Genomic DNA, 19,680 nt, shown 5'->3' with positions numbered 1-19,680 from the left:
GGGCTAGGGGGCTATGAAAAAAGAAATTTTAGGCAAATACATTTTACAGACTGCTACACCAGAATACGCAAAACAAGAAGCAGAACTTCAAAAAATTGTTTTTCCAACTTTATCAGCTGAAGAATTGATGACAGAAGAGCAGTATTTGAGACACATGGAAATTTTTCCTGAAGGTCAAATGATTGTTTTAGATGGAGATAGAGTAATTGCTGCTACTACAACTTTACAGCAAAATTATCACAAAGGACACCATACTTTTCTTGAAATATCGGATAATTTATGGTTAGGAACTCATGATCCAAAAGCGGAATGGCTGTATGGACTTGACGTTTCGGTGCATCCTGATTATCAGGGAAAAGGAATTGGAAGACAAATTTATAATGCGCGTCAAGATGTAGCAAAAGAATTGGGTTGTTTGGGACAAATGACCGCTGGAATGCCAATTGGTTTTGACAAAGTAAAAGACCAAATGACCATTGCAGCATATTGCGACAAACTGATAAAAGGAGAAATAGTAGATCCAACCGTTACGGCTCAAACCAAATGCGGATTCATTCTAGTCGAGCCTTTATTTGATTATTTAGACGATCCAAGAAGCGGGAATTGCTCGGTGTTAATGTATTGGCCTATTGATCCAGCTACTAAATTAAGCGAACACCATTAAGAAGAAAGTGTTCAATTTTTAGTGTTCATTTATAAACATAAAGAAAAATTTTCACCATTAAGAAATTAAGAAAAATTAAGTTTTCTAGGACTTAATGTACCTTAATTTCTTAATGGTTCAAAGAAAATTAAATTTTTAATTTTTTAAATTCACTTAATTGAGTTTAGAATGTTCTTTATTTATTATTGGTATGATAAAATGAACTCTTAATGAGTTTAGAAATTTCTGACTAGATTTCTAAAATTATATAATTTTTTTACTATTTAACTAAAACCAAAAACCAAATGAAAAAAATCGCATTATCATTACTAGTAATTATGGGCTTATTCTCAAGTTGTGGCAAAAAAGCTGAAGAAGCTAAAACGGGAACAGTTGATTTAGAAGCATTAAAAGGTTCTACTTTAAATATCCTAGCTTGGGAAGGATATGCAGATGCCTCTTTTACCAAAGAATTTGAAGATAAATATGGAGTAACCGTAAAAGGTACTTATTTTGGATCTTCAGATGAATTGGTTTCAAAATTACAAAGTGGTGGTGGAGCTAGTTATGATGTAATTACTCCTTCATCCGATGTGGCGGGTTATATCGTTTCTTCAGATTTGGCAGAGCCTTTAGATTTAGAACAATTAACGGCTTGGAAATCACTTTCGCCAGTTTTATCTGGAATGAAAGATGTTCAAAAAGACGGAAAAACATACGGTATGCCTTTTACTTGGGGTCCGGATTATTTAGTGTATAATGCCGATATTATCAAAGAAACTCCAACTTCATGGAATCTTTTCTTTGATCCAAAATACAAAGGAAAAATCGCAATGTATGATGATATTTCTTCTATTTATTTAGCAGCACAATTGCTAGGATATGACAAAAAAGATCAGTCGGTTTTGTATAATTTAACCGAAGAACAATTACTTGCTTGTAAAGCAAAATTGGTAGAATTGAAACCTCAAGTTCGTAAAAACTGGGCTTCAGCAGGGGAATTGGATAATTTATTCAAAAATAAAGAAGTGGTTGCTGCTGTTGGATGGCCATTGACCCCAGCTAATTTGAACAAGCAAGGAATGAACATTAAAGCTGTTATTCCTGCTGAAGGTGCAACAGGTTGGATTGACCGTTTGATGATTGTAAAAGGAGCCAAAAACAAGCAATTGGCACAACTTTGGTTGGAGTACGTTTCTCAACCAAAAGTGATGGCTCAAGTTGCTGAATTCACACAATATTATGTGTCAAATCCAGAAGCAAATGCATTACTATCTCCTGAAACTCAAAAATTAATGGATGTGGCAAGCATGGACCAAATGTTTAAAACCTTGAATTTTTGGCAACCTGTAAAAAACAGAAAAAGATACAACGAAATCTGGAGTGAAGTGAAAAACCAATAATTCCTTCTTCAAAAATATTTTAGGAATGAAAAAACAAGAACTATTTGCAGGATTAAAAATCGTCGAATTAGCGGGGGTTTTGGCTGGTCCTGCAGTAGGAATGTTTTTTGCCGAATTGGGTGCGACGGTTATAAAAGTCGAAAATCCTTCCAACAATGGAGATGTAACTCGAAGTTGGCTTTTAGAATCAGAATCCAAAGAAAATCAATCAGGGTATTACAGTTCCGTGAACTATAATAAAAGAGTTCTGTGGGCAGATTTAACTGTTGAAAAAGATCTTGAATTGGTCTTGAATGAGATTGCAGATGCGGATATTGTTATAGCCAATTTTAAACCTACCTCTTCAAAAAAATTAGGACTGGATTCGAAAACTTTAAGAAGTAAATTTCCTAGACTCATTTATGCACAAATAAGTGGTTATGGAGCCAAAGATGAAACTCCCGCTTTTGATGTTGTATTGCAAGCAGAAGCTGGATTTATGTACATAAATGGCGAAAAAGAAGGTACAGCTGTCAAAATACCAATCGCCATTATTGATATTCTCGCCGCTCACCAACTTAAAGAAGCCATACTGATCGCATTGCTGAAAAGAAGTATTTCAAATCAAGGGGCTACTGTTCATGTATCATTATATAATGCCGCTTTAGCTACATTGGCCAATCAGGCAACAAATTATTTAATGGGCGGGATTGTTCCAGAAAGAATGGGGAGTTTACATCCAAATATTGCTCCTTATGGCGAAACGTTTTACACAAAAGATCATAAAGCAATTGTTCTTGCGGTTGGAAATGACAAACAGTTTGCATCGCTTTGTTCGTGTTTGAATATAAATGATTTACTGTCGGATGTTCGTTTTAGTTCAAATAGTTTGAGAGTGAAAAACAGAGCGCGTTTAAGTGTTTTTTTGTCTAAGGCATTTTGTGAATTTCAAAGTACATTTTTGCTCAAAGAATTCAAAAACAACAATGTTCCCTGTGGTGAAATTAGAAATATGGACGAAGTGCTGAATAGTGAAAGTGCTCAAAAATTAATTTTAACAGAAACACTTCCCAATGGGCAAATCACAAAGAGAATGGCAACAGCTATTTTTGATATGGATTAAAAAAGTATAATTTTTTACAATGAAGAACTACAATAAATATGTATTAATTTTTCCACTCTTGCTGTGGTTATTCCTGTTTCTGGTAATGCCGTATTTGTTCATTTTAACACAAAGTGTATTGGCAACAGATGATTTTGGAAAAGTGGTATATGATCTCAATTTTGATTCCTATATCAAGATTTTTACCAATCCATTGTATTACGAAACCTTGATTCGAACTTTTATTTATGCGATAATTGTTGCATTAGCTTGCATCGTATTGAGTATGCCGCTGGCCTATTTTATTGCTTTTAAAGTAACCAAAAACAAATCGTTCTATTATACTTTAATCGTTCTGCCTTTTTGGATGTCCTACATTGTTCGGGCTTATGCATGGAAAGTAATTCTTGGGGAAAACGGAATTTTTAATTCGTCGTTAATCAATATGGGTATTATAGACAAACCGTTGCGCTTTGTGTTGTATTCTGATTTCTCGGTAATTCTCTGTTTGATTTATATCTTTTTGCCTTTTGTTTGTATACCAATTTATACTTCGTTCGAACAAATTTCAAAATCTTTGGTGGAAGCCAGTAAAGATTTAGGTGCTAATTCTTGGGTGACTTTTAGAAAAGTAATTTTTCCATTGATTCTGCCTGGAGTCATTTCGGGTGGGACTTTAGCTTTAGTGTTGACTCTTGGAGATTTCTTGGCGGCCTCGCTTTTGGGCGGCCCCAATACATTGTTTATATCGAGTATTGTTCAAAATTTATTTGGAACATCCAATGACAAACCTCTTGGATCGGCAGTTGGAGTAGTTTTACTCATTTTGGTTTTTATATTACTGGAACTTTCCTCTCGATACGAGAAAAAACACGAAACACAATAATCATGAAAAAAATAAGAGCCTTTATAATTTCCTTTTCAGCCTTTTCGGTGCTGTGGTTTTTGTATTTCCCGATATTCATTATTATTTGGTTTTCCTTCAATAAAGAATCGGTAAGTTCATTTCCAATTGAACATTATTCGTTGGATTGGTATGTAAAATTATTTCACAATCAATCGATGATTAATGCTGTCGAAGTCAGTTTTATAATAGCAATATCAAGTACGCTTGCCGCTTTAATAATTGGAATACCGTCTGCTTATGCATTGCACAAATACAATTATTTTGGTAAAAACTTTTTGCTAAAATTAATTTTACTTCCCATTACGCTTCCGGGAATTGTGACGGGAGTTGCCATGTTGAGTCTTTTTCCTTTAATGGGAATTCCATTGTCATTAAAAGCCGTTTTTATTGGTCATACCACTTTCTTAATTGCCATTATGATTACACAGATTTTGGCTCGATTTAAGAAGTTGGATCCGTATTTGGAAATGGCCGCTTTTGATTTGGGAGCCAGTCCGTTGTCAGCTTTTTTTAAAGTGATTTTACCTAATATAAAAACAGCCATTATTGGCGCCGTTTTATTGTCATTGGTATTATCAATGGATGAAATACCCGTTACTTTTTTCTTGATTTCAAGAGAAAACACATTACCAATAGAAATTTATGGAATGATGCGTCGAGGGATTACACCCGAAGTAAATGCTGTGGCAACTTTGGTATTTTTAATATCGTCAGCAGCCATTTTTATTTCGTTAAAATTTAATAAAGAGAATTAAGTATGAGTAAATTAGAATTAAAAGGAATCAGCAAATCATACGGAAGTTCGCTTATTGTAAACAATTTGGATTTAGAAATCCAAGATGGAGAATTTTTGACCATTTTGGGACCAAGCGGTTGCGGAAAAACAACAACGTTGCGCATGATTGCAGGTTTCGAAACTCCGGACAATGGGCAAGTTTTACTCAATAAACAAGACATTTCCCAATTGCCTCCCTATAAAAGAAACGTAAATACGGTTTTTCAAAATTATGCTTTGTTTCCGCATCTTAATGTGGCCGAAAATATTGCTTTTGGTTTGCACCAAAAAAAATTAAGCAAAACCGAAACCAATAAACGAGTGGATGAAATGCTTGAATTGGTTCAAATGACAGCTTTCAAAACCAGAAAACCTTTTGAAATGTCAGGTGGACAACAACAACGAGTTGCCATTGCCAGAGCGATTGCACCCGATCCTGAAATTTTATTATTGGATGAACCTCTTGGTGCATTGGATTTAAAATTAAGGAAACAAATGCAGTTCGAATTGAAACAGTTGCACAAAGATTTGAATAAAACGTTTGTGTATGTCACGCACGATCAGGAAGAAGCTTTGACCATGTCGGATCGAATTGCAGTAATGAATCACGGAGTTATAGAGCAGTTGTCGGACAGTCAAACTTTATACAATCATCCAAAAACCAAATTTGTAGCTGGATTTATTGGGGAGGCCAATTTGATTCCGGTGAACATTGCCAATAAACAAACATTTTCATTAGAGGATAAAACCTTTAATTTCAATCATGAAATAAGTGATAATAAAGGAATATTATTCATCAGACCAGAGAATGTTTCTTTTGATATCGTGCATGATATTTCGCTTCAGGTTACTATCGAAGATGTCATTTTTGTAGGGAATCACAGAAAGTACAAATTGGTAACCGCATCAGGTAAAAAAATCATTAAAACCGAAGATTCGTCAGTGGCGTTGACAAAAATTATAGGACAATCGGTTACTATTTATTTAGCGCCGAGTTTAATTCAAATTTATAATTAAGATAAAAGTTTGGTTGAAGTTTAAAACTTCTAACCTCTAACTTCTAACTTCTAACTTTAAAAATTATGTATAAAATGTATATCAACGGTGCTTTTGTGGATGCGGCATCAGGCAAAACAAGAGCGATACTGAATCCTGCGACCAAGGCCGTAATTGCTACAGTTCCAGAAGCACAAATTGAAGATGTAAATGCTGCTGTCGATGCAGCAAGAGCTGCTTTTGATGGCGAGGAATGGAAAAGTAAAACGGCACAGGACCGTCAGAAAATATTGTTTGCAATTGCGGGAAAAATTAGAGACAATTTTGAAGCATTTGTAAAATTAGAAGTTGAAAATAATGGTAAACCCATTCGTGAAGCCGAATTTGATATTGATGATGCAGCATCTTGTTTTGAGTTTTATGCAGGATTAGCAACCAAGATTCATGGAGAAACCATGAGTGTTCCTGGAAATTCATTTAGTTATGTAACTCGCGAGGCCATTGGGGTTTGCGCTCAAATTATACCTTGGAATTTTCCGTTCTTAATGTGCGCCTGGAAACTAGGACCGGCCATTGCAGCAGGAAATACAGTTGTTTTAAAACCATCCGAAGTGACACCGTTGACGGCTTTGTTTTTGGCTCAATTAATAGACGAATTGGATATTCCAAAAGGAGTAATCAATATTGTAACAGGCGATGGACCTATTGCTGGAAACGCTTTAATCAGCAATACCAAAATTGATAAAATTGCTTTTACGGGAGGAACTTCTACAGGAAAATACATTGGCAAAATCGCTGCCGAAAATCTTAAAAAAGTAACCTTAGAATTAGGTGGAAAAAATCCAGTGGTCATTTTTGACGATTGCAAAATGGACTTGGCTATTGATTGGGGATTGTTTGCGGCTTTCGCTAATAGCGGACAGGTGTGTACAGCAGGTTCTCGAATTTTGATTCAAGATACCATTTACGATGAATTTGTAAAACAGTTTGTGGCTAGAGCCAAAAATATAAAAGTGGGTGATGGAAGTGTTGCCGAAAACACGATGGGACCCATTGTATCTCAAGCTCATTTTGACAAAATTAAAGCCTATATAGAAGTAGGGAAAGAGGAAGCAAAATTAGCTTTTGGAGGAAATACAGATGACAATAAAGGATTTTTTATAGAGCCAACCATTTTTACAGATGTTACCCCAAATATGCGAATTGCCAGAGAAGAAATTTTTGGGCCTGTAGTAGCATTATTGAAATTCTCCACCGAAGAAGAAGCAATTGCAATGGCCAATGATACCGAATATGGTTTGGGTTATGGGTTGTTCACGCAAGATGTAACGCGTGTACATCGGGTAATGCCAAAGATACGAGCAGGAATTGGATGGGTCAATTTTTATCATCCTACTTTCAATGAAATGCCTTGGGGCGGATATAAACAATCGGGAACAGGCAGAGAACTGGGATTGTATGGTATCGAAAATTACCTCGAAGTAAAACAAGTCAACATCAATCTAGATACAGATCCGGTGGGATGGTATTAATAATTTAATGATTGAAAGATTTAATAATTTAAAAATTCGGAATAACAGAATTTAAAATCTTTCTATCTTTCAATGTTTCAATCTTTTAAATTTTTTATTACAATGATATTCAAATCTATAAATCCGTTTACACAAGCAGTTATCGCGGAGCATGAAGTATTAACCAATGCGCAGTTGACCCAAAAACTGCAATTATCGGAATCGGCTTTCAAACAATGGCGTACTACGACTTTTCAAGAAAGAGCCGATAAAATGAAAAAACTGGCCGATATATTAAGAGCCAATAAAGACGAATTGGGATTGCTGATTACCAATGAAATGGGTAAAACATTGTCAGAAGGTATTGCCGAAGTCGATAAATCAGCAGGGAATTGTGATTTCTACGCGGAGAATGCAGAAAGAATGCTGAAAGATGAGCAATATGACACGCCTTTCAAGAGCATGTCGGTTTATGACCCATCGGGTGCTGTTTTTGCGATTATGCCTTGGAATTATCCTTTTTGGCAAGTGTTGCGTTATGCTGCACCGGCAATTATGGGCGGAAATGTGACACTTTTAAAACACGCACCAAATGTTATTGGTTGCGCCAAAGCAATTGAAAATGCTTTCTTGGAAGCTGGTTTTCCAGAAGGTGTTTTTCAGCAAATAAACATTGATATTCCGCAAGTAGAAAGTGTTATTGCTTCGGATATTGTGTCTGGAATTACCTTGACAGGCAGTGAAATGGCAGGTTCTTCTGTGGCGGCATTAGCTGGAAAACATATCAAAAAATCGGTGATGGAATTGGGAGGTTCTGATGCTTTTATTGTTTTGAATGATGCCGATTTGGAAAAAGCCGCAACGGTAGCTACTCAATCTAGAATGTTAAACGCTGGTCAGGCTTGTATTTGCGCCAAACGTTTTATTGTTACCGAAAAAGTTGCAGATGAATTTGCTGCTTTGTTTACTCAAAAAGTGAGTGCGCTACAACAAGGAAATCCATTGCAAAGCGGAATCAATATGGGGCCTTTGGCAAGAATTGATTTGGCCGAAAAATTAAGTTACCAATTGGAGCATTCTTTAAAGCAAGGCGCCAAAATTTTGGTGGGAGGAGAGCGGGAGCATTGCAACTTTCAACCCACATTAATTGATTTTGTAGATGCCAATAATATTGCTTTTCAAGAAGAAACTTTTGGGCCTTTAGCAACAATTATTAGAGCTAAAGATGAAAATGATGCGATTGCGATTGCCAATAATCATCGATATGGTTTGGCATCGGCAATTTGGACAGAAGACAGGGAGAATGCTTATAAACTGGCAAGACGAATAGAAGCGGGTAATGTTTTTGTTAATTCTTTAGTGCGTTCTGATTCTAGAATCCCTTTTGGTGGAATCAAAAAATCAGGATACGGCAGAGAATTATCCGAAATTGGAATCAAAGAATTTATGAATATGAAATCAGTGATTATTGAATAACTATTTCGCAAAGAAGATGCAAAGAAGATTGAAAATTCAATTAGTTTGATTGTCTATTATAACAGTGTTGAATAAAAAAAAACTAAAAAAAACCTTTGTGCATCTCTGTGTTTACCTTGCGAATCTTTGTGTAATAAAGTGCTAACCAAACCAAATAACCAATGAGAAATCCAAAATCAACCGTACTTAAAAATTTTCTTTTGAATTTGAAACTTGCCCAATTTTCAAATGAAAATCCAGAAATTGAAGTCGATACAATTATTGCTTTCAAAAATAGTGATACCGTTAGTAGAAGAAAGTTTGTTACCGATGTGGCAAAGTTTAGTTTACTCACAGGAATTATCGGAACTTCAATCGTAAGTTGTAAAAAAGAAGAAGAAAAAACAAGGAATCCAATATCTGATGAAGGCGAAGGTGTTGGATCTTCAAATGATAAAAAAGTGGTGATTGTTGGTGCTGGAATGGCTGGTTTGAATGCGGCTTATCAATTAAGAAAAGCAGGAATTAGATCGGCTATTTATGAGGGAAGTTTTAGACTGGGCGGAAGAATTTTGACACATTATGGTGATGCGTTGCAAATGGGTATTCATCCCGAATTTGGAGGTGATTTTATTGATTCTACGCATGAAGATATGCTTTCTTTGGCCAAAGAATTTGATTTGGATTTAATCGATATGTACGCCGAATCCAAAGCTGCAAATTTGATACATGAAACCTTCTTTTTTGACGGAAGGCATATTTCGGAAGAAGAAATCATTAAAGAATTTAAAAAAATTGCACCATCAATTCAAAAAGATGCCGCTAGTTTAGGAGAAGATTATGATACGCCAGCGGCTTTGGTTTTTGACAAAATGACTTTGAAGGATTATATAAAGTCTTTGAAATGCAGTCAATGGTTGAAAGATATTTTCACTGCAGCTTATTTGGCAGAATTTGGACTGGACACTTCGGAACAGTCCGCAATCAATCTCTTGGATATGGTTGACACCAATACTTCTGAAGGATTTAAAATTTTTGGTGATAGCGATGAAAAATACAGAATAAGAGAAGGAAATTCGAAATTAATAGAACATTTATCCGGAAAAGTGGCAGATTCAATTGTGATGAAATCCATATTGACAGCTATTTCAAACAAAGACGGGAAATATACATTGTCATTTAAGGATAAAGAAGATGTTCAGGCCGATTATGTAATTATTGCTATTCCGTTTACCATGTTGCGCGACGTAAAAATGGACTTAAGCGACATGACTCCTGAGAAGAGAAATTCAATTCAGGAATTGGGTTATGGACAAAATAACAAATTGTTTTTAGGATACGAAGGCAGACCTTGGCGCGAAGGGAAAAACAACTATTACGGCTATTTATTTCACAAAGACATTCATGACGGTTGGGATTCTAGCAGTATAAAAAGCGTAGCCAGTAACAAAGGGGTGTATTGTTGTTTCTTTGGAGGAGATGAATCTATAGCCTTGTCAAAAGTGGCAGTACAAAATCCGCACGCGCCCGCAACACATATCTGGAAAACAGATTTGCCTCAAAAAGAAATCGATAAATACATTGGACAAATGGAAGAAGTTTTCCCAGGGTCTAAAAAAGGATATGTAAACAAACATGTTTTTGCCTGTTGGTCTTCCTATCCATTTGTAAAAGCCAGCTATACCTGTCCAAAACCCGGACAATGGAATACGGCCATGTTATATACCGCAGAGCCAATTGGAGATGTTTATTTTGCAGGAGAACATTGCAGTGTCGATTATCAAGGATTTATGAATGGAGCTGCCGAGACAGGACGGTTGGCCGCAGAACAAATTAAGGCAAAAATTAAAAAAGCAAATATTTAAAATTAATAACCAAAACCTAACCAAAAACCAAAACCAAAATGAAAAAAGTAGTAGTAGTTTTAGCTTTAATGCTAACGAGTAGTTTCGCATTTGCACAAGATGCGCCAGCAGCAGCCCAAGATGCTCCAGAATCAAAATTTACTGCAGCAGTAGATGTCGTAGCTCCTTATATGTGGAGAGGGGTAAAATTGTATTCGAATAATATAGCTTTTCAACCTTATGCATCGTATGCAGCAACCGAAAAATTAACAGTAGGATTCTGGATGACAACCAATTTGTCTTCTGCAGCAGATGCCTATAATGAGTATGATTGGTATGTATCTTACCAAGTTACTCCAATTTTAAAAGTTATGCTAAGTGATTATTATGCACCTGCCACTAAGAAAAATGTGGAAACGTATGGTTTTTCTAGAGCCAATTATTTTGATTATGGATTTGGATCTGCTCAAGTTATGGATCTATCAATACTTCTTGATTTCTCAGACAAAGGTGTACCTATTGATTTTCAATGGAATACTTTAGTTAATGGAAATGATTACAAAGATGTTGAGTATGATAGTAATGGAGAAGTGTTGAATAAAAACAGAGCTTTTTCTTCTTATTCAGAAATAGGGTATACACATTCAATTGAATCAATTGGTGTAAACTTAAGAGGTTTTGTAGGTGCTGCTGTGATCAATAATAATGCGTATTATGGTTTGCATCAAGACGGAACAGCTGGATTTGCTTTTACGAATGTAGGATTGAATGTAGCTAAAGAGATTAAATTTTCGGAAAAATTCAGCCTTCCTGTTTTCTTGAGATATACTTATAATGAAGATGGAAGAAAAAGTCTTGATGGAGAAAAACAAGTAAATATTATATCAGGTGGTTTGACTTTAACAATCAAATAATAAAACTAAAAAGGATTTTTTTTAAATTTTAGTTCTAAAACCTTAAACTCACAACTAGCATTTTGTTAGTGAGTTTAAGGTTTTTTTTATGAAATATATTTTGATAGGTATTTTTGGATTTAATAAAAGTCTGGTTATGGGTATTTGTTTTATTTGTATTACGACCCCTGTTTTTTATAGGGGTATGATTTTTTTTTGTATATTATTTTGGTTTAAAATTGAATTTTTTGTGTGTATAAAATTTATTAATGGTGAAAAATTATGGGTTTTGGTTAAAAATTTGATTATTGAATTTTTAAAAATTTAGGTTTAAAATAGGAATTGCTCATTATTTTTCGATGAATTTTGGATATCAATAATTCTTTTCGGAAAGTTTTAAAAAAGTTTTTCTGTTAACTAAAAGTTAATAATTTCGCCCCAATAAAAAAGAAGAATAACCAAATTCAATTCAATTATCAAGATTGAATAATTAACCAAAAACCGATTAAATATGAAAAAAGTAATTACTATTTTAGCCTTAGTCTTGACTACAAGTTTAGCATTTGCACAAGATGGAGAAACAGCTGTGTCTCCATCAACAACTTTTGCAGGTTCTGCAGATGCGTATTACAAATATGCTTTTTCTGGAATTTCAGGAGGTTATACCAGCTTTACGAATTCTAATAATTCATTTGAATTAGGTATGGCATCTATTGAAGCCTCTCACAAATGGAAAAAAGCATCTGTATTTGTAGATTTAGGTTTTGGAAGCAGAGCTAAGGAATTTACCTACAATGATAATGCTTACACATTTATGATTAAACAATTGACATTCACTTATGATGTGTCAGATAGTTTTAAAATTGTTGCAGGAACTTTTGGAACTCACATCGGGTATGAGTTGCTTGATGCTGTAGACAATAAAAACTACAGTATGTCGTATGCCTTTACTTATGGGCCTTTTTTCAATACAGGAGTAAAAGCACAATATACATCTGGTAAATTTAGTTTTATGGCTGGTGTTACTAATCCAACCGATTTTAAATCAGCTATTGAAACACAAACAAATTCAAAAACATATATAGGACAAGTTGCATATGTAGGAGAAACTGGAAGTGCTTATTTAAATATATCTTCGGGACTTGAAAACGGAAGTCCATTGAGAGATAGTTTTGGAAAAATTATTGCTTCTTCAGATGAAAATAGAACTCAATTTGATTTTGTGGGTACTAAAAAATTTGGTGATAAATTTGCTGTTGGATTCAATGCAACTTATGCGGATACCAATAATAATATAGATAGTAGTTTAGATGGAAAATGGTACTCTTTAGTTCTTTATCCAAGTTATACAATTAGTTCAAGTGTATTATTAGCATATCGTTTGGAGTATATGGATTCAAAAGATGCTACTGCTTCTTTAGGAACAATTGCTGGTTCTTCAATAATTGGTAATACATTATCATTAAACTATAAAGTGGGTAATATGACAATAATTCCTGAAATCAGAATTGATTCTGCTTCAAATGATATTTTTGTTACTAATGATGATAGTTTCAAAGGAGTTAATACGTATGCTTTGGTAGCTGCGACTTATACTTTCTAATTAAAAATATTTTTTTTTTTGCTGTCAAGATCCTATTATTGGGTTTTGGCAGCTTTTTTTTTGTATTAATGCATTTGTTTTTGAAATAGGTTTATTTGTTTAATTTTCATTTACTTTGTAACTTATTTTAAATGATCGCAATTGTTTTTCTTCAACAAAAATAGGGCTGTTTTAAAGGATTTAATTCCAGATAACCATATTGATATTCATTCGCATTTGCTACCGGGAATTGATGATGGTTCTAAAAGTTTTGAGCATACTTTAGGTTTGGTTCAATCACTTCAAGGTATTGGTGTGTCTCAGTTTGTAACCACGCCTCATATTATGCAAGATGTTTGGAACAATACCAAAGAAGGAATACTTTCTCTAGAAAAGCAGACCGTAGTTGAGCTAAAAAATAATGGTATTGATATTCCTTTTCGTGCCGCTTCAGAGTATATGATGGATGAGTATTTTGTGCAACTTTTTCAAACTGGCGAGTTATTGACTTTGAAAGACAATTATGTATTGGTTGAAATGTCTTATATCAATGCACCTATACAATTGTACACGATACTTTTTGATTTGCAAGTGGCAGGTTATATTCCTATTTTGGCACACCCGGAGCGTTATATTTTTTACCACAATAATTTTGAAGAATATGTAAAACTAAAACGTGTTGGTTGCCTTTTTCAGTTGAATTTATTGGCAGTAGTCGGGTATTATGGGGAATCGATTGCTAATGCTGCAAAAGAATTATTGCAAAAAGGAATGTACGATTTTGTGGGTTCTGATGTACATCACAGTAAGCATATTGCTGCTTTTGGAGATAAAGTAAAATGGAAAGACTTAAGTCCATTGAAAGAAGTGATAAAGAATAATCAATTTTTTAGTATACAGTAGGATTTTTTTTAATATAAATGAATTTCGTTAGCACTAAATATCTTGTTTAACGAGGATGCATGAGGGATAGGAATAAGCTACCGAAGTAGCATGGATAGCCCGACAGCAATAAAAAAAGAGGCAACTAGCACGGTGGTGAGTTGGCCTCTTTTTTTTATTGGTGGCATGCCCAAAATATTTTTATTTTTTTATTTGCGTCCTATTTTTTTATACCAAGGTTTTTTTCTGGATTTTATTCCATAGCCGTAACCATAGCCGTAGCCTTTTGTGGAATCGGTGTCGTTGAGGAGTAGGCACATATTGGGGAGTTTTTTCTCTAGGTACAAGTCGTTGGCAATGTGAAGCATTCTTTTTTCAAGATAGTTGGCCCGAATTACAAACAAGAAACAATCGGCATATTTGGCGATTAACAAGGTGTCTGTTACGAGGCTTACAGGAGCAGTGTCAACAATAATATAGTCGTATTGCGCTTTGACAGTTTTGAAAAGTTCTTCAACTTTTTTACTCAGGAGTAATTCGGCTGGATTGGGTGGAATAATTCCTGCCGGTAGGATATGAAAATTTTCATAGCCCTTTTGCTTGATGATTAAATTTTCTAAAGTGGCGTCATTATGGGACAAATAATTGGTAAGTCCTTGATCGGGCAGGGTAACATAATCATCAAGTTTTGGGTTTCGAATGTCCATTCCTATGAGTAATACTTTTTTGCCAGAAAGGGCAAAGGTTGCTGCAAGGTTTATGGAAACAAAGGTTTTGCCTTCTTTAGAAAATGTAGAGGTTAGGAAAAGGGTTTTGGCTTGTTTTTCAGGAACTTTGCTGAGCATGAATTCCAGATTTGTTCGTATAATTCTTAGCGCTTCGGCAGAGCTGGTTCTGCTTTCGGATTTGATAATTTGTGTGTTTGCAGCAGATGTTGGAATATCACCAAGATAAGGTATGTTGGTTTTTCCTTCGAGATCCAAACGGCTTTTAATTTTGGTATCCAATAAATCAATGAGATAAATGATTCCAAACGGAATTAGAATTCCGATTAGCAATGCTACCAAAAAGACAATTTTTTTCTTGGGGGCAACTGGAATATGTGCAGCTTTGGCAGCATCAATCACTCTAGCATTTGGCTCTGTTGCGGATAATGATATGGCTGTTTCTTCTCTTTTTTGAAGCAAATACAAATAGAGTTCTTCTTTTATTTTTTGTTGTCTTGCTATGATTTTGAATTGACGTTCTTGTACTGGGATTTTTCCAATTTTGGTATCCATAATCCCTTTTTGACTGCTTATGTCTCGTTTTTGAATCAGTAAAGTTGATTTTAATTGATCTAGACTTGAATATAAACTTTGTTTTAAAGATGCAATTTGTTGATCCATTTTTAAAACTGTAGGATTGGCTACTGTTGCCGATTTTAAGATTCTATTGCGATCCAGAACTAATTCATTATACATATTTATAATACCAGATGCATCTTCCTGACCAACAATTAAGTTAGTAGGGAGTAAGTCTGTAGCACTACTTTTTTTGATGTAATCAAGCATCGAATTGACAACATTGAGTTGGATTTCGGTATCTACTGCTTTCTTGTCATAGGAATTGGATCCTTCTATGAAAAGCTTGGCTTCCGAATCGATATCGGTTAAGTTGTTGGTTTTTTTAAAACTCTCGACATCTTGTTCGACTCCATCCAATTCTCTGGTGATTAAGGACAATCGTTCTGCAATGAATTTTGAGGTGTTTTCTGAAATTTGGTTTTTATCTGTAATGGCATCTTGGTTATAAATTTGGATTAAATTATCCAAGAATATTTCGGCTTTTTCATAGACGGGATCGATCAAAGATAATTCAACTACACTACTGGTTTTACTCAGTGGATTTACATTGAGACGACTTCTAAAACTATCTACCACATCATCTATAGCATTTACCTGTATTGTAATTTCGCGATTGTTTACTTTGAATAATTTACTTGCGTTTTTGGTTATAATAAGGTTCCAATTTTGGGTCGAAATAAGTTCGCCATATTGAAAATCATTTTTATTTAAAAAATTATTTTTTGAAGTTTCGTTTTGAAGTTTATTCTCTAATTGAAATGAAGTATCTGAAATTTCTAAGAACTGCAATGTAATATTGGAATCGGAAAATTGAGGAGATTTTGGAATGAATTGGATCTCGATAGGGGTTTTATCAAACATTTCGGTATAAATGATATTGCCTTTGATAAACATTGAGATATTCAGATGAAGTTTTTTTACGGTATTTTCTATTAAAGTTCTGGATTTTAAAATTTCAATCTCATTGTCTACATTGTTTTTTAAACCACTTTCAATTCCCATATCCGCAAATGCAGAAAGCTCGGATAGCATGCCTCCTTTTTTTTCATCCTTTACTAAAATTGTTGCTGTAGCCTTAAATTGAGGTGTTGTGTAACGCAAGTATATATAAGCAATTGTAATACTTATAAAGATGCCAATTACAAACCATTTCCAATGAACTAGATAGTGATCTATGAAGTTTCGTAATTGAAATTCTCGATTATGATTTTCATTTGAAGGATTTATTTCCATAGAAGACTTAATTTGAGGTGGTTACAATCAATGTAATTAGCGTTATCAATAAGGAAGTAATGGAAATAATTACGCCCGTATTTGGACCCACGGCCGATCCGTTGACTTTGTTTTTGTTTGGTTCTACATATACCACATCGTTTTGTGCCAAATAGTAAAAAGGGGAATTTATAAAATCGGATTTGGTAATATCGACTCTATTGTATGTTTTAACACCATCAATTTCTCTTATAATTAATAGGTTATTGCGTTTGCCATAAATGGTTAAATCCTTTGCCATTGCTAAAGCTTCAATAAGCGTTATTCTTTCAGATGCTATTGTATAGGTTCCTGGAACTGTGACTTCGCCTTGTACAGAAACTTTAAAATTCATTATGCGCATGTTAATAATGGGATTCTTTATATAAGCTGAAATTTTATCTTGAAAAAGTTGCACAAGTTGGGATCTTGCCATTCCACTTACTTTTAAACGTCCTAATATTGGGAAATCTATAAAACCATTGGCATCGACCAAATAAAGTTGAGTGGCTTGCGAACTAGCCACATCTTGTTTGCCTGGGTTTACAGAGGTGTAACTTTTTAAATTGAAAGGAGCTGCAATTTCGGGGTCCTCGGCAGAAACGATGATCATTAGTAGGTCATCAGGTTGGATTTTTATTTCATATGAATTTTCTTTTTCTTTAAATGCTATTCCATCAATATCTTGATAATAGATTATATCTTTTCGGGAAGCACATGAAAAAAAGCATAATATCAAAACAAATACCATTAGTTTTTTTAATAAAAAAATAGAATTCATATGTTAGTTTTTTAAAGTGTTTTATTGTTTTTTAGGGCAGTTTAGCTCAATAATTTTAATAAAACCGCACGTATTCGATCTCTATCCGAATGGGTTAAATTGGATCCTGAAGGCAAACTCAGTCCGTTGTCAAATAGCGTTTCGGCAACTTTATTTCCGTAAAAAGGGTAATTTTTAAACAAGGGTTGCAAATGCATAGGTTTCCACAGAGGCCTACTTTCAATATTGTATTCCAATAATGTTAAACGAATGGTTTCCCTATCGATTCCATTTTTGGTTTCAGTAGGATTTACTTGTATCGATGTCAACCAATAATTGGCAAAGTAATCTGGATTTGTTGTCTTAAAAACAGTAATACCCGGTATATTCTCAAAAAGGCTTAGATAGAAACCATGCATAGCTCTTCTTAATTTGATGTGTTCGTCAAGTACTTCCATTTGGCCTCGACCAATTCCAGCACATATATTACTGATTTGATAATTATAACCTATTTCACTATGTTGATAATGAGGTGCTTCGTCTTTGGATTGCGATGCTAGAAATTGTGCTTTCTTCTTCAACTGGTGATTTGAAGTTACAATGGCGCCACCTCCAGAAGTGGTAATAATTTTGTTTCCGTTAAACGAAAAAACACCAATATCACCAAAAGTTCCGCATTTTTGTCCTTTGAAACTGCTGCCCAATGCTTCAGCACTGTCTTCTAGAATTGGAATAGTGTATTTGTTGGCTATGGCTCGAATTTCCTCTATTTTATAAGGGACGCCATACAAATGTACCGTGATTATGGCTTTTGGGATTTGCCCTTTGTAAATACAATCTGCAATGGCGGCTTCCAGAGCAATAGGGCAAAGATTCCAGGTTTCGAGTTCGCTATCAATAAAAACAGGAGTAGCACCTTGATATAAAATAGGATTGGCTGATGCCGAAAAAGTTAAGGATTGACAAATAACAAGATCACCGGCTTTAACATCCAAAAGGATTAACCCCAAATGAATGGCCGCTGTTGCTGAGTTTAGAGCAGTAACAAAAACACCTTGGGATAAATATTTTTCTAAATCATGTTCAAATTCGGTAATATTTGCCCCCAGTGGAGCGATCCAATTAGAATTAAAGGCTTCGTGTATGTAGTTGAGCTCAGTGCCTCCCATATGCGGGGACGAAAGCCATATTTTGGGGTTGTTCATTCTTGTAATAATTATAGGAATTTGCTTTTGTATAGAATTTACGCTACTTTGAAATGGTAAAAATAAATTACAATTTGCTATATAAAAGTTATTTGGACACCAAGTTTATAAAAAAATCTCTTTCTTGTGATTCTAACCCAATATTAATGATCATAATTAATGGATTTGTTCATTTTTTCTACATAATTATGAATCAAAATTTCATCATCATAGCGCAACATCATTAGGTTTTCTTCCCAAGTATCACAAAAAGGTATTTCTGTTTCGTTTGTTAAATATTCTTGAATTATCCATTTTGGAAAATTGGCCCCAGCCAAATAACTCAACGGAAACCCGCCACTAAACCTCGGGTTGATTTCTATTCCATAAATACCCTCTGTTTTATTATTGACAAATAATTGGATAGAAATACAACCTCTCAATCCTTGAATATTTTTAAACTTAGGAGCAATTTGTTCTATGAACCAAGCTTTTTTGGTAACGGCTTTGTTAACTTCTCCAGCCCTAATTTCTAGTCTTTCTCTCGGAATGAAACATTTTAGATCATTGTTTTTGTCAAAATACATATCAATAGTATATTCTGTGAAATTGTCATGGTCCAAATATTCAAAAAACAATAATTTATCATTATCGAAATGGTAAGCTGTTAACTCTGATTTTTTTTTTACAATATAATTATCAATGCTTCTGCTGCCATCAATAGGTTTTATATAAAGTGGTAAAGTATAATTATTTTTATCATATTCTCGAGCATAATTAATATTTAATTTTTCGAAAAAACTATTAGTGTGCCTTTTGTTTATAAAAATTTTAATGTTTTTATAATCCGATACTACAATATCAATTTGGTTTTTTTTGAAGAGGTCAATGTTTTGTGATACGGTAATTAATTCCGTATCAATTGTTGGTATAATAAGTTTGATGTTATTGTCAAGGGCAATTTGAAGTAGTTTTTCAATATAATTACTTTCTGTTGCTTTTGGTAACTTAAAATAGCCATCAGAAACCCTGCATGCTGCCGATTTTTCAGGCATACAATCTGAAGTAAAAACTTTTGAATCCGAAAAAAGCAGCTTTAATTCTGTTTTAAAAGAGCGAATTAAGGACACTCTTTTTCCAGCACAAGTGATTAAGATGTTACTCATA

Annotated in this window: 16 protein-coding genes; 12 read left to right on the top strand and 4 right to left on the bottom strand. The window is 34.3% G+C overall.

Annotated elements, in window-relative coordinates:
• The first annotated feature begins 13 nt into the window (after nucleotides 1–13).
• The 12 genes from OZP06_RS01625 to OZP06_RS01570 all read left to right on the top strand — a co-directional run bounded on the left by OZP06_RS01625 (nucleotide 14) and on the right by OZP06_RS01570 (nucleotide 13,993).
• The gene (locus OZP06_RS01625) at nucleotides 14–664 is read left to right on the top strand and encodes a GNAT family N-acetyltransferase (RefSeq protein ID WP_269223391.1); all 651 of its coding nucleotides are present in this window, start codon (nucleotides 14–16) and stop codon (nucleotides 662–664) included.
• 284 nt (nucleotides 665–948) lie between these two features.
• Nucleotides 949–2,046 carry an ABC transporter substrate-binding protein gene (locus tag OZP06_RS01620; protein ID WP_269223390.1) on the top strand — a complete coding sequence of 366 codons (1,098 nt, stop codon included), beginning with the start codon at nucleotides 949–951 and terminating at the stop codon, nucleotides 2,044–2,046.
• Between the two features lie 25 nt (nucleotides 2,047–2,071).
• Nucleotides 2,072–3,148: a CaiB/BaiF CoA-transferase family protein gene (locus OZP06_RS01615; protein WP_269223389.1), complete on the top strand. Its 1,077-nt coding sequence runs from the start codon at nucleotides 2,072–2,074 to the stop codon at nucleotides 3,146–3,148.
• A 19-nt stretch (nucleotides 3,149–3,167) separates the two neighbouring features.
• A complete protein-coding gene (locus OZP06_RS01610; protein ID WP_269223388.1) occupies nucleotides 3,168–4,013 on the top strand; it encodes an ABC transporter permease in 846 nt (281 codons plus the stop codon).
• Nucleotides 4,014–4,015: 2 nt separating this feature from the next.
• A complete protein-coding gene (locus tag OZP06_RS01605; RefSeq protein ID WP_269223387.1) occupies nucleotides 4,016–4,789 on the top strand; it encodes an ABC transporter permease in 774 nt (257 codons plus the stop codon).
• 2 nt (nucleotides 4,790–4,791) lie between these two features.
• Complete coding sequence (locus OZP06_RS01600; RefSeq protein ID WP_281324144.1) at nucleotides 4,792–5,826, top strand: ABC transporter ATP-binding protein; 1,035 nt, start codon at nucleotides 4,792–4,794, stop codon at nucleotides 5,824–5,826.
• Nucleotides 5,827–5,891: 65 nt separating this feature from the next.
• Nucleotides 5,892–7,337 carry an aldehyde dehydrogenase family protein gene (locus tag OZP06_RS01595; protein ID WP_269223384.1) on the top strand — a complete coding sequence of 482 codons (1,446 nt, stop codon included), beginning with the start codon at nucleotides 5,892–5,894 and terminating at the stop codon, nucleotides 7,335–7,337.
• A gap of 102 nt (nucleotides 7,338–7,439) precedes the next feature.
• Nucleotides 7,440–8,792 (top strand): NAD-dependent succinate-semialdehyde dehydrogenase, encoded by a 1,353-nt coding sequence (locus tag OZP06_RS01590; protein ID WP_269223383.1) that lies wholly within the window; start codon nucleotides 7,440–7,442, stop codon nucleotides 8,790–8,792.
• 161 nt (nucleotides 8,793–8,953) lie between these two features.
• On the top strand, nucleotides 8,954–10,636 hold the full coding sequence (locus OZP06_RS01585) for an FAD-dependent oxidoreductase (RefSeq protein WP_269223382.1): 1,683 nt from the start codon (nucleotides 8,954–8,956) through the stop codon (nucleotides 10,634–10,636).
• Between the two features lie 38 nt (nucleotides 10,637–10,674).
• A complete protein-coding gene (locus tag OZP06_RS01580; protein WP_269223381.1) occupies nucleotides 10,675–11,529 on the top strand; it encodes a TorF family putative porin in 855 nt (284 codons plus the stop codon).
• A 490-nt stretch (nucleotides 11,530–12,019) separates the two neighbouring features.
• Nucleotides 12,020–13,111 (top strand): outer membrane beta-barrel protein, encoded by a 1,092-nt coding sequence (locus tag OZP06_RS01575; protein ID WP_269223380.1) that lies wholly within the window; start codon nucleotides 12,020–12,022, stop codon nucleotides 13,109–13,111.
• A gap of 141 nt (nucleotides 13,112–13,252) precedes the next feature.
• On the top strand, nucleotides 13,253–13,993 hold the full coding sequence (locus OZP06_RS01570; RefSeq protein WP_281324143.1) for a CpsB/CapC family capsule biosynthesis tyrosine phosphatase: 741 nt from the start codon (nucleotides 13,253–13,255) through the stop codon (nucleotides 13,991–13,993).
• 188 nt (nucleotides 13,994–14,181) lie between these two features.
• On the opposite strand, the gene OZP06_RS01565 is transcribed toward OZP06_RS01570, so the two are convergent.
• The 4 genes from OZP06_RS01565 to OZP06_RS01550 all read right to left on the bottom strand — a co-directional run bounded on the left by OZP06_RS01565 (nucleotide 14,182) and on the right by OZP06_RS01550 (nucleotide 19,679).
• Complete coding sequence (locus OZP06_RS01565; protein ID WP_281324142.1) at nucleotides 14,182–16,551, bottom strand: polysaccharide biosynthesis tyrosine autokinase; 2,370 nt, start codon at nucleotides 16,549–16,551, stop codon at nucleotides 14,182–14,184.
• A 7-nt stretch (nucleotides 16,552–16,558) separates the two neighbouring features.
• The gene (locus OZP06_RS01560) at nucleotides 16,559–17,350 is read right to left on the bottom strand and encodes a polysaccharide biosynthesis/export family protein (RefSeq protein WP_269223377.1); all 792 of its coding nucleotides are present in this window, start codon (nucleotides 17,348–17,350) and stop codon (nucleotides 16,559–16,561) included.
• 41 nt (nucleotides 17,351–17,391) lie between these two features.
• Nucleotides 17,392–18,534 (bottom strand): DegT/DnrJ/EryC1/StrS family aminotransferase, encoded by a 1,143-nt coding sequence (locus OZP06_RS01555; protein WP_269223376.1) that lies wholly within the window; start codon nucleotides 18,532–18,534, stop codon nucleotides 17,392–17,394.
• Between the two features lie 143 nt (nucleotides 18,535–18,677).
• On the bottom strand, nucleotides 18,678–19,679 hold the full coding sequence (locus OZP06_RS01550) for an ATP-grasp domain-containing protein (protein WP_281324141.1): 1,002 nt from the start codon (nucleotides 19,677–19,679) through the stop codon (nucleotides 18,678–18,680).
• Nucleotide 19,680: the final 1 nt, after the last annotated feature.

The sequence above is a fragment of the Flavobacterium sp. IMCC34518 genome (assembly GCF_027111095.2).
In the GTDB taxonomy this organism is placed as follows: Bacteria; Bacteroidota; Bacteroidia; order Flavobacteriales; family Flavobacteriaceae; genus Flavobacterium; species Flavobacterium praedii.
This window is presented reverse-complemented; position numbering and strand designations above follow the sequence as displayed.

What these genes read in the sequence shown, in the direction of transcription:
- OZP06_RS01550 (WP_281324141.1), bottom strand. Translation starts at nt 19,679, where the DNA reads ATGAGTAACATCTTAATCACTTGTGCTGGAAAAAGAGTGTCCTTAATT.
- OZP06_RS01605 (WP_269223387.1), top strand. Translation starts at nt 4,016, where the DNA reads ATGAAAAAAATAAGAGCCTTTATAATTTCCTTTTCAGCCTTTTCGGTG.
- OZP06_RS01600 (WP_281324144.1), top strand. Translation starts at nt 4,792, where the DNA reads ATGAGTAAATTAGAATTAAAAGGAATCAGCAAATCATACGGAAGTTCG.
- OZP06_RS01620 (WP_269223390.1), top strand. Translation starts at nt 949, where the DNA reads ATGAAAAAAATCGCATTATCATTACTAGTAATTATGGGCTTATTCTCA.
- OZP06_RS01625 (WP_269223391.1), top strand. Translation starts at nt 14, where the DNA reads ATGAAAAAAGAAATTTTAGGCAAATACATTTTACAGACTGCTACACCA.
- OZP06_RS01575 (WP_269223380.1), top strand. Translation starts at nt 12,020, where the DNA reads ATGAAAAAAGTAATTACTATTTTAGCCTTAGTCTTGACTACAAGTTTA.
- OZP06_RS01610 (WP_269223388.1), top strand. Translation starts at nt 3,168, where the DNA reads ATGAAGAACTACAATAAATATGTATTAATTTTTCCACTCTTGCTGTGG.
- OZP06_RS01595 (WP_269223384.1), top strand. Translation starts at nt 5,892, where the DNA reads ATGTATAAAATGTATATCAACGGTGCTTTTGTGGATGCGGCATCAGGC.
- OZP06_RS01560 (WP_269223377.1), bottom strand. Translation starts at nt 17,350, where the DNA reads ATGAATTCTATTTTTTTATTAAAAAAACTAATGGTATTTGTTTTGATA.
- OZP06_RS01615 (WP_269223389.1), top strand. Translation starts at nt 2,072, where the DNA reads ATGAAAAAACAAGAACTATTTGCAGGATTAAAAATCGTCGAATTAGCG.
- OZP06_RS01565 (WP_281324142.1), bottom strand. Translation starts at nt 16,551, where the DNA reads ATGGAAATAAATCCTTCAAATGAAAATCATAATCGAGAATTTCAATTA.
- OZP06_RS01555 (WP_269223376.1), bottom strand. Translation starts at nt 18,534, where the DNA reads ATGAACAACCCCAAAATATGGCTTTCGTCCCCGCATATGGGAGGCACT.
- OZP06_RS01580 (WP_269223381.1), top strand. Translation starts at nt 10,675, where the DNA reads ATGAAAAAAGTAGTAGTAGTTTTAGCTTTAATGCTAACGAGTAGTTTC.
- OZP06_RS01585 (WP_269223382.1), top strand. Translation starts at nt 8,954, where the DNA reads ATGAGAAATCCAAAATCAACCGTACTTAAAAATTTTCTTTTGAATTTG.
- OZP06_RS01590 (WP_269223383.1), top strand. Translation starts at nt 7,440, where the DNA reads ATGATATTCAAATCTATAAATCCGTTTACACAAGCAGTTATCGCGGAG.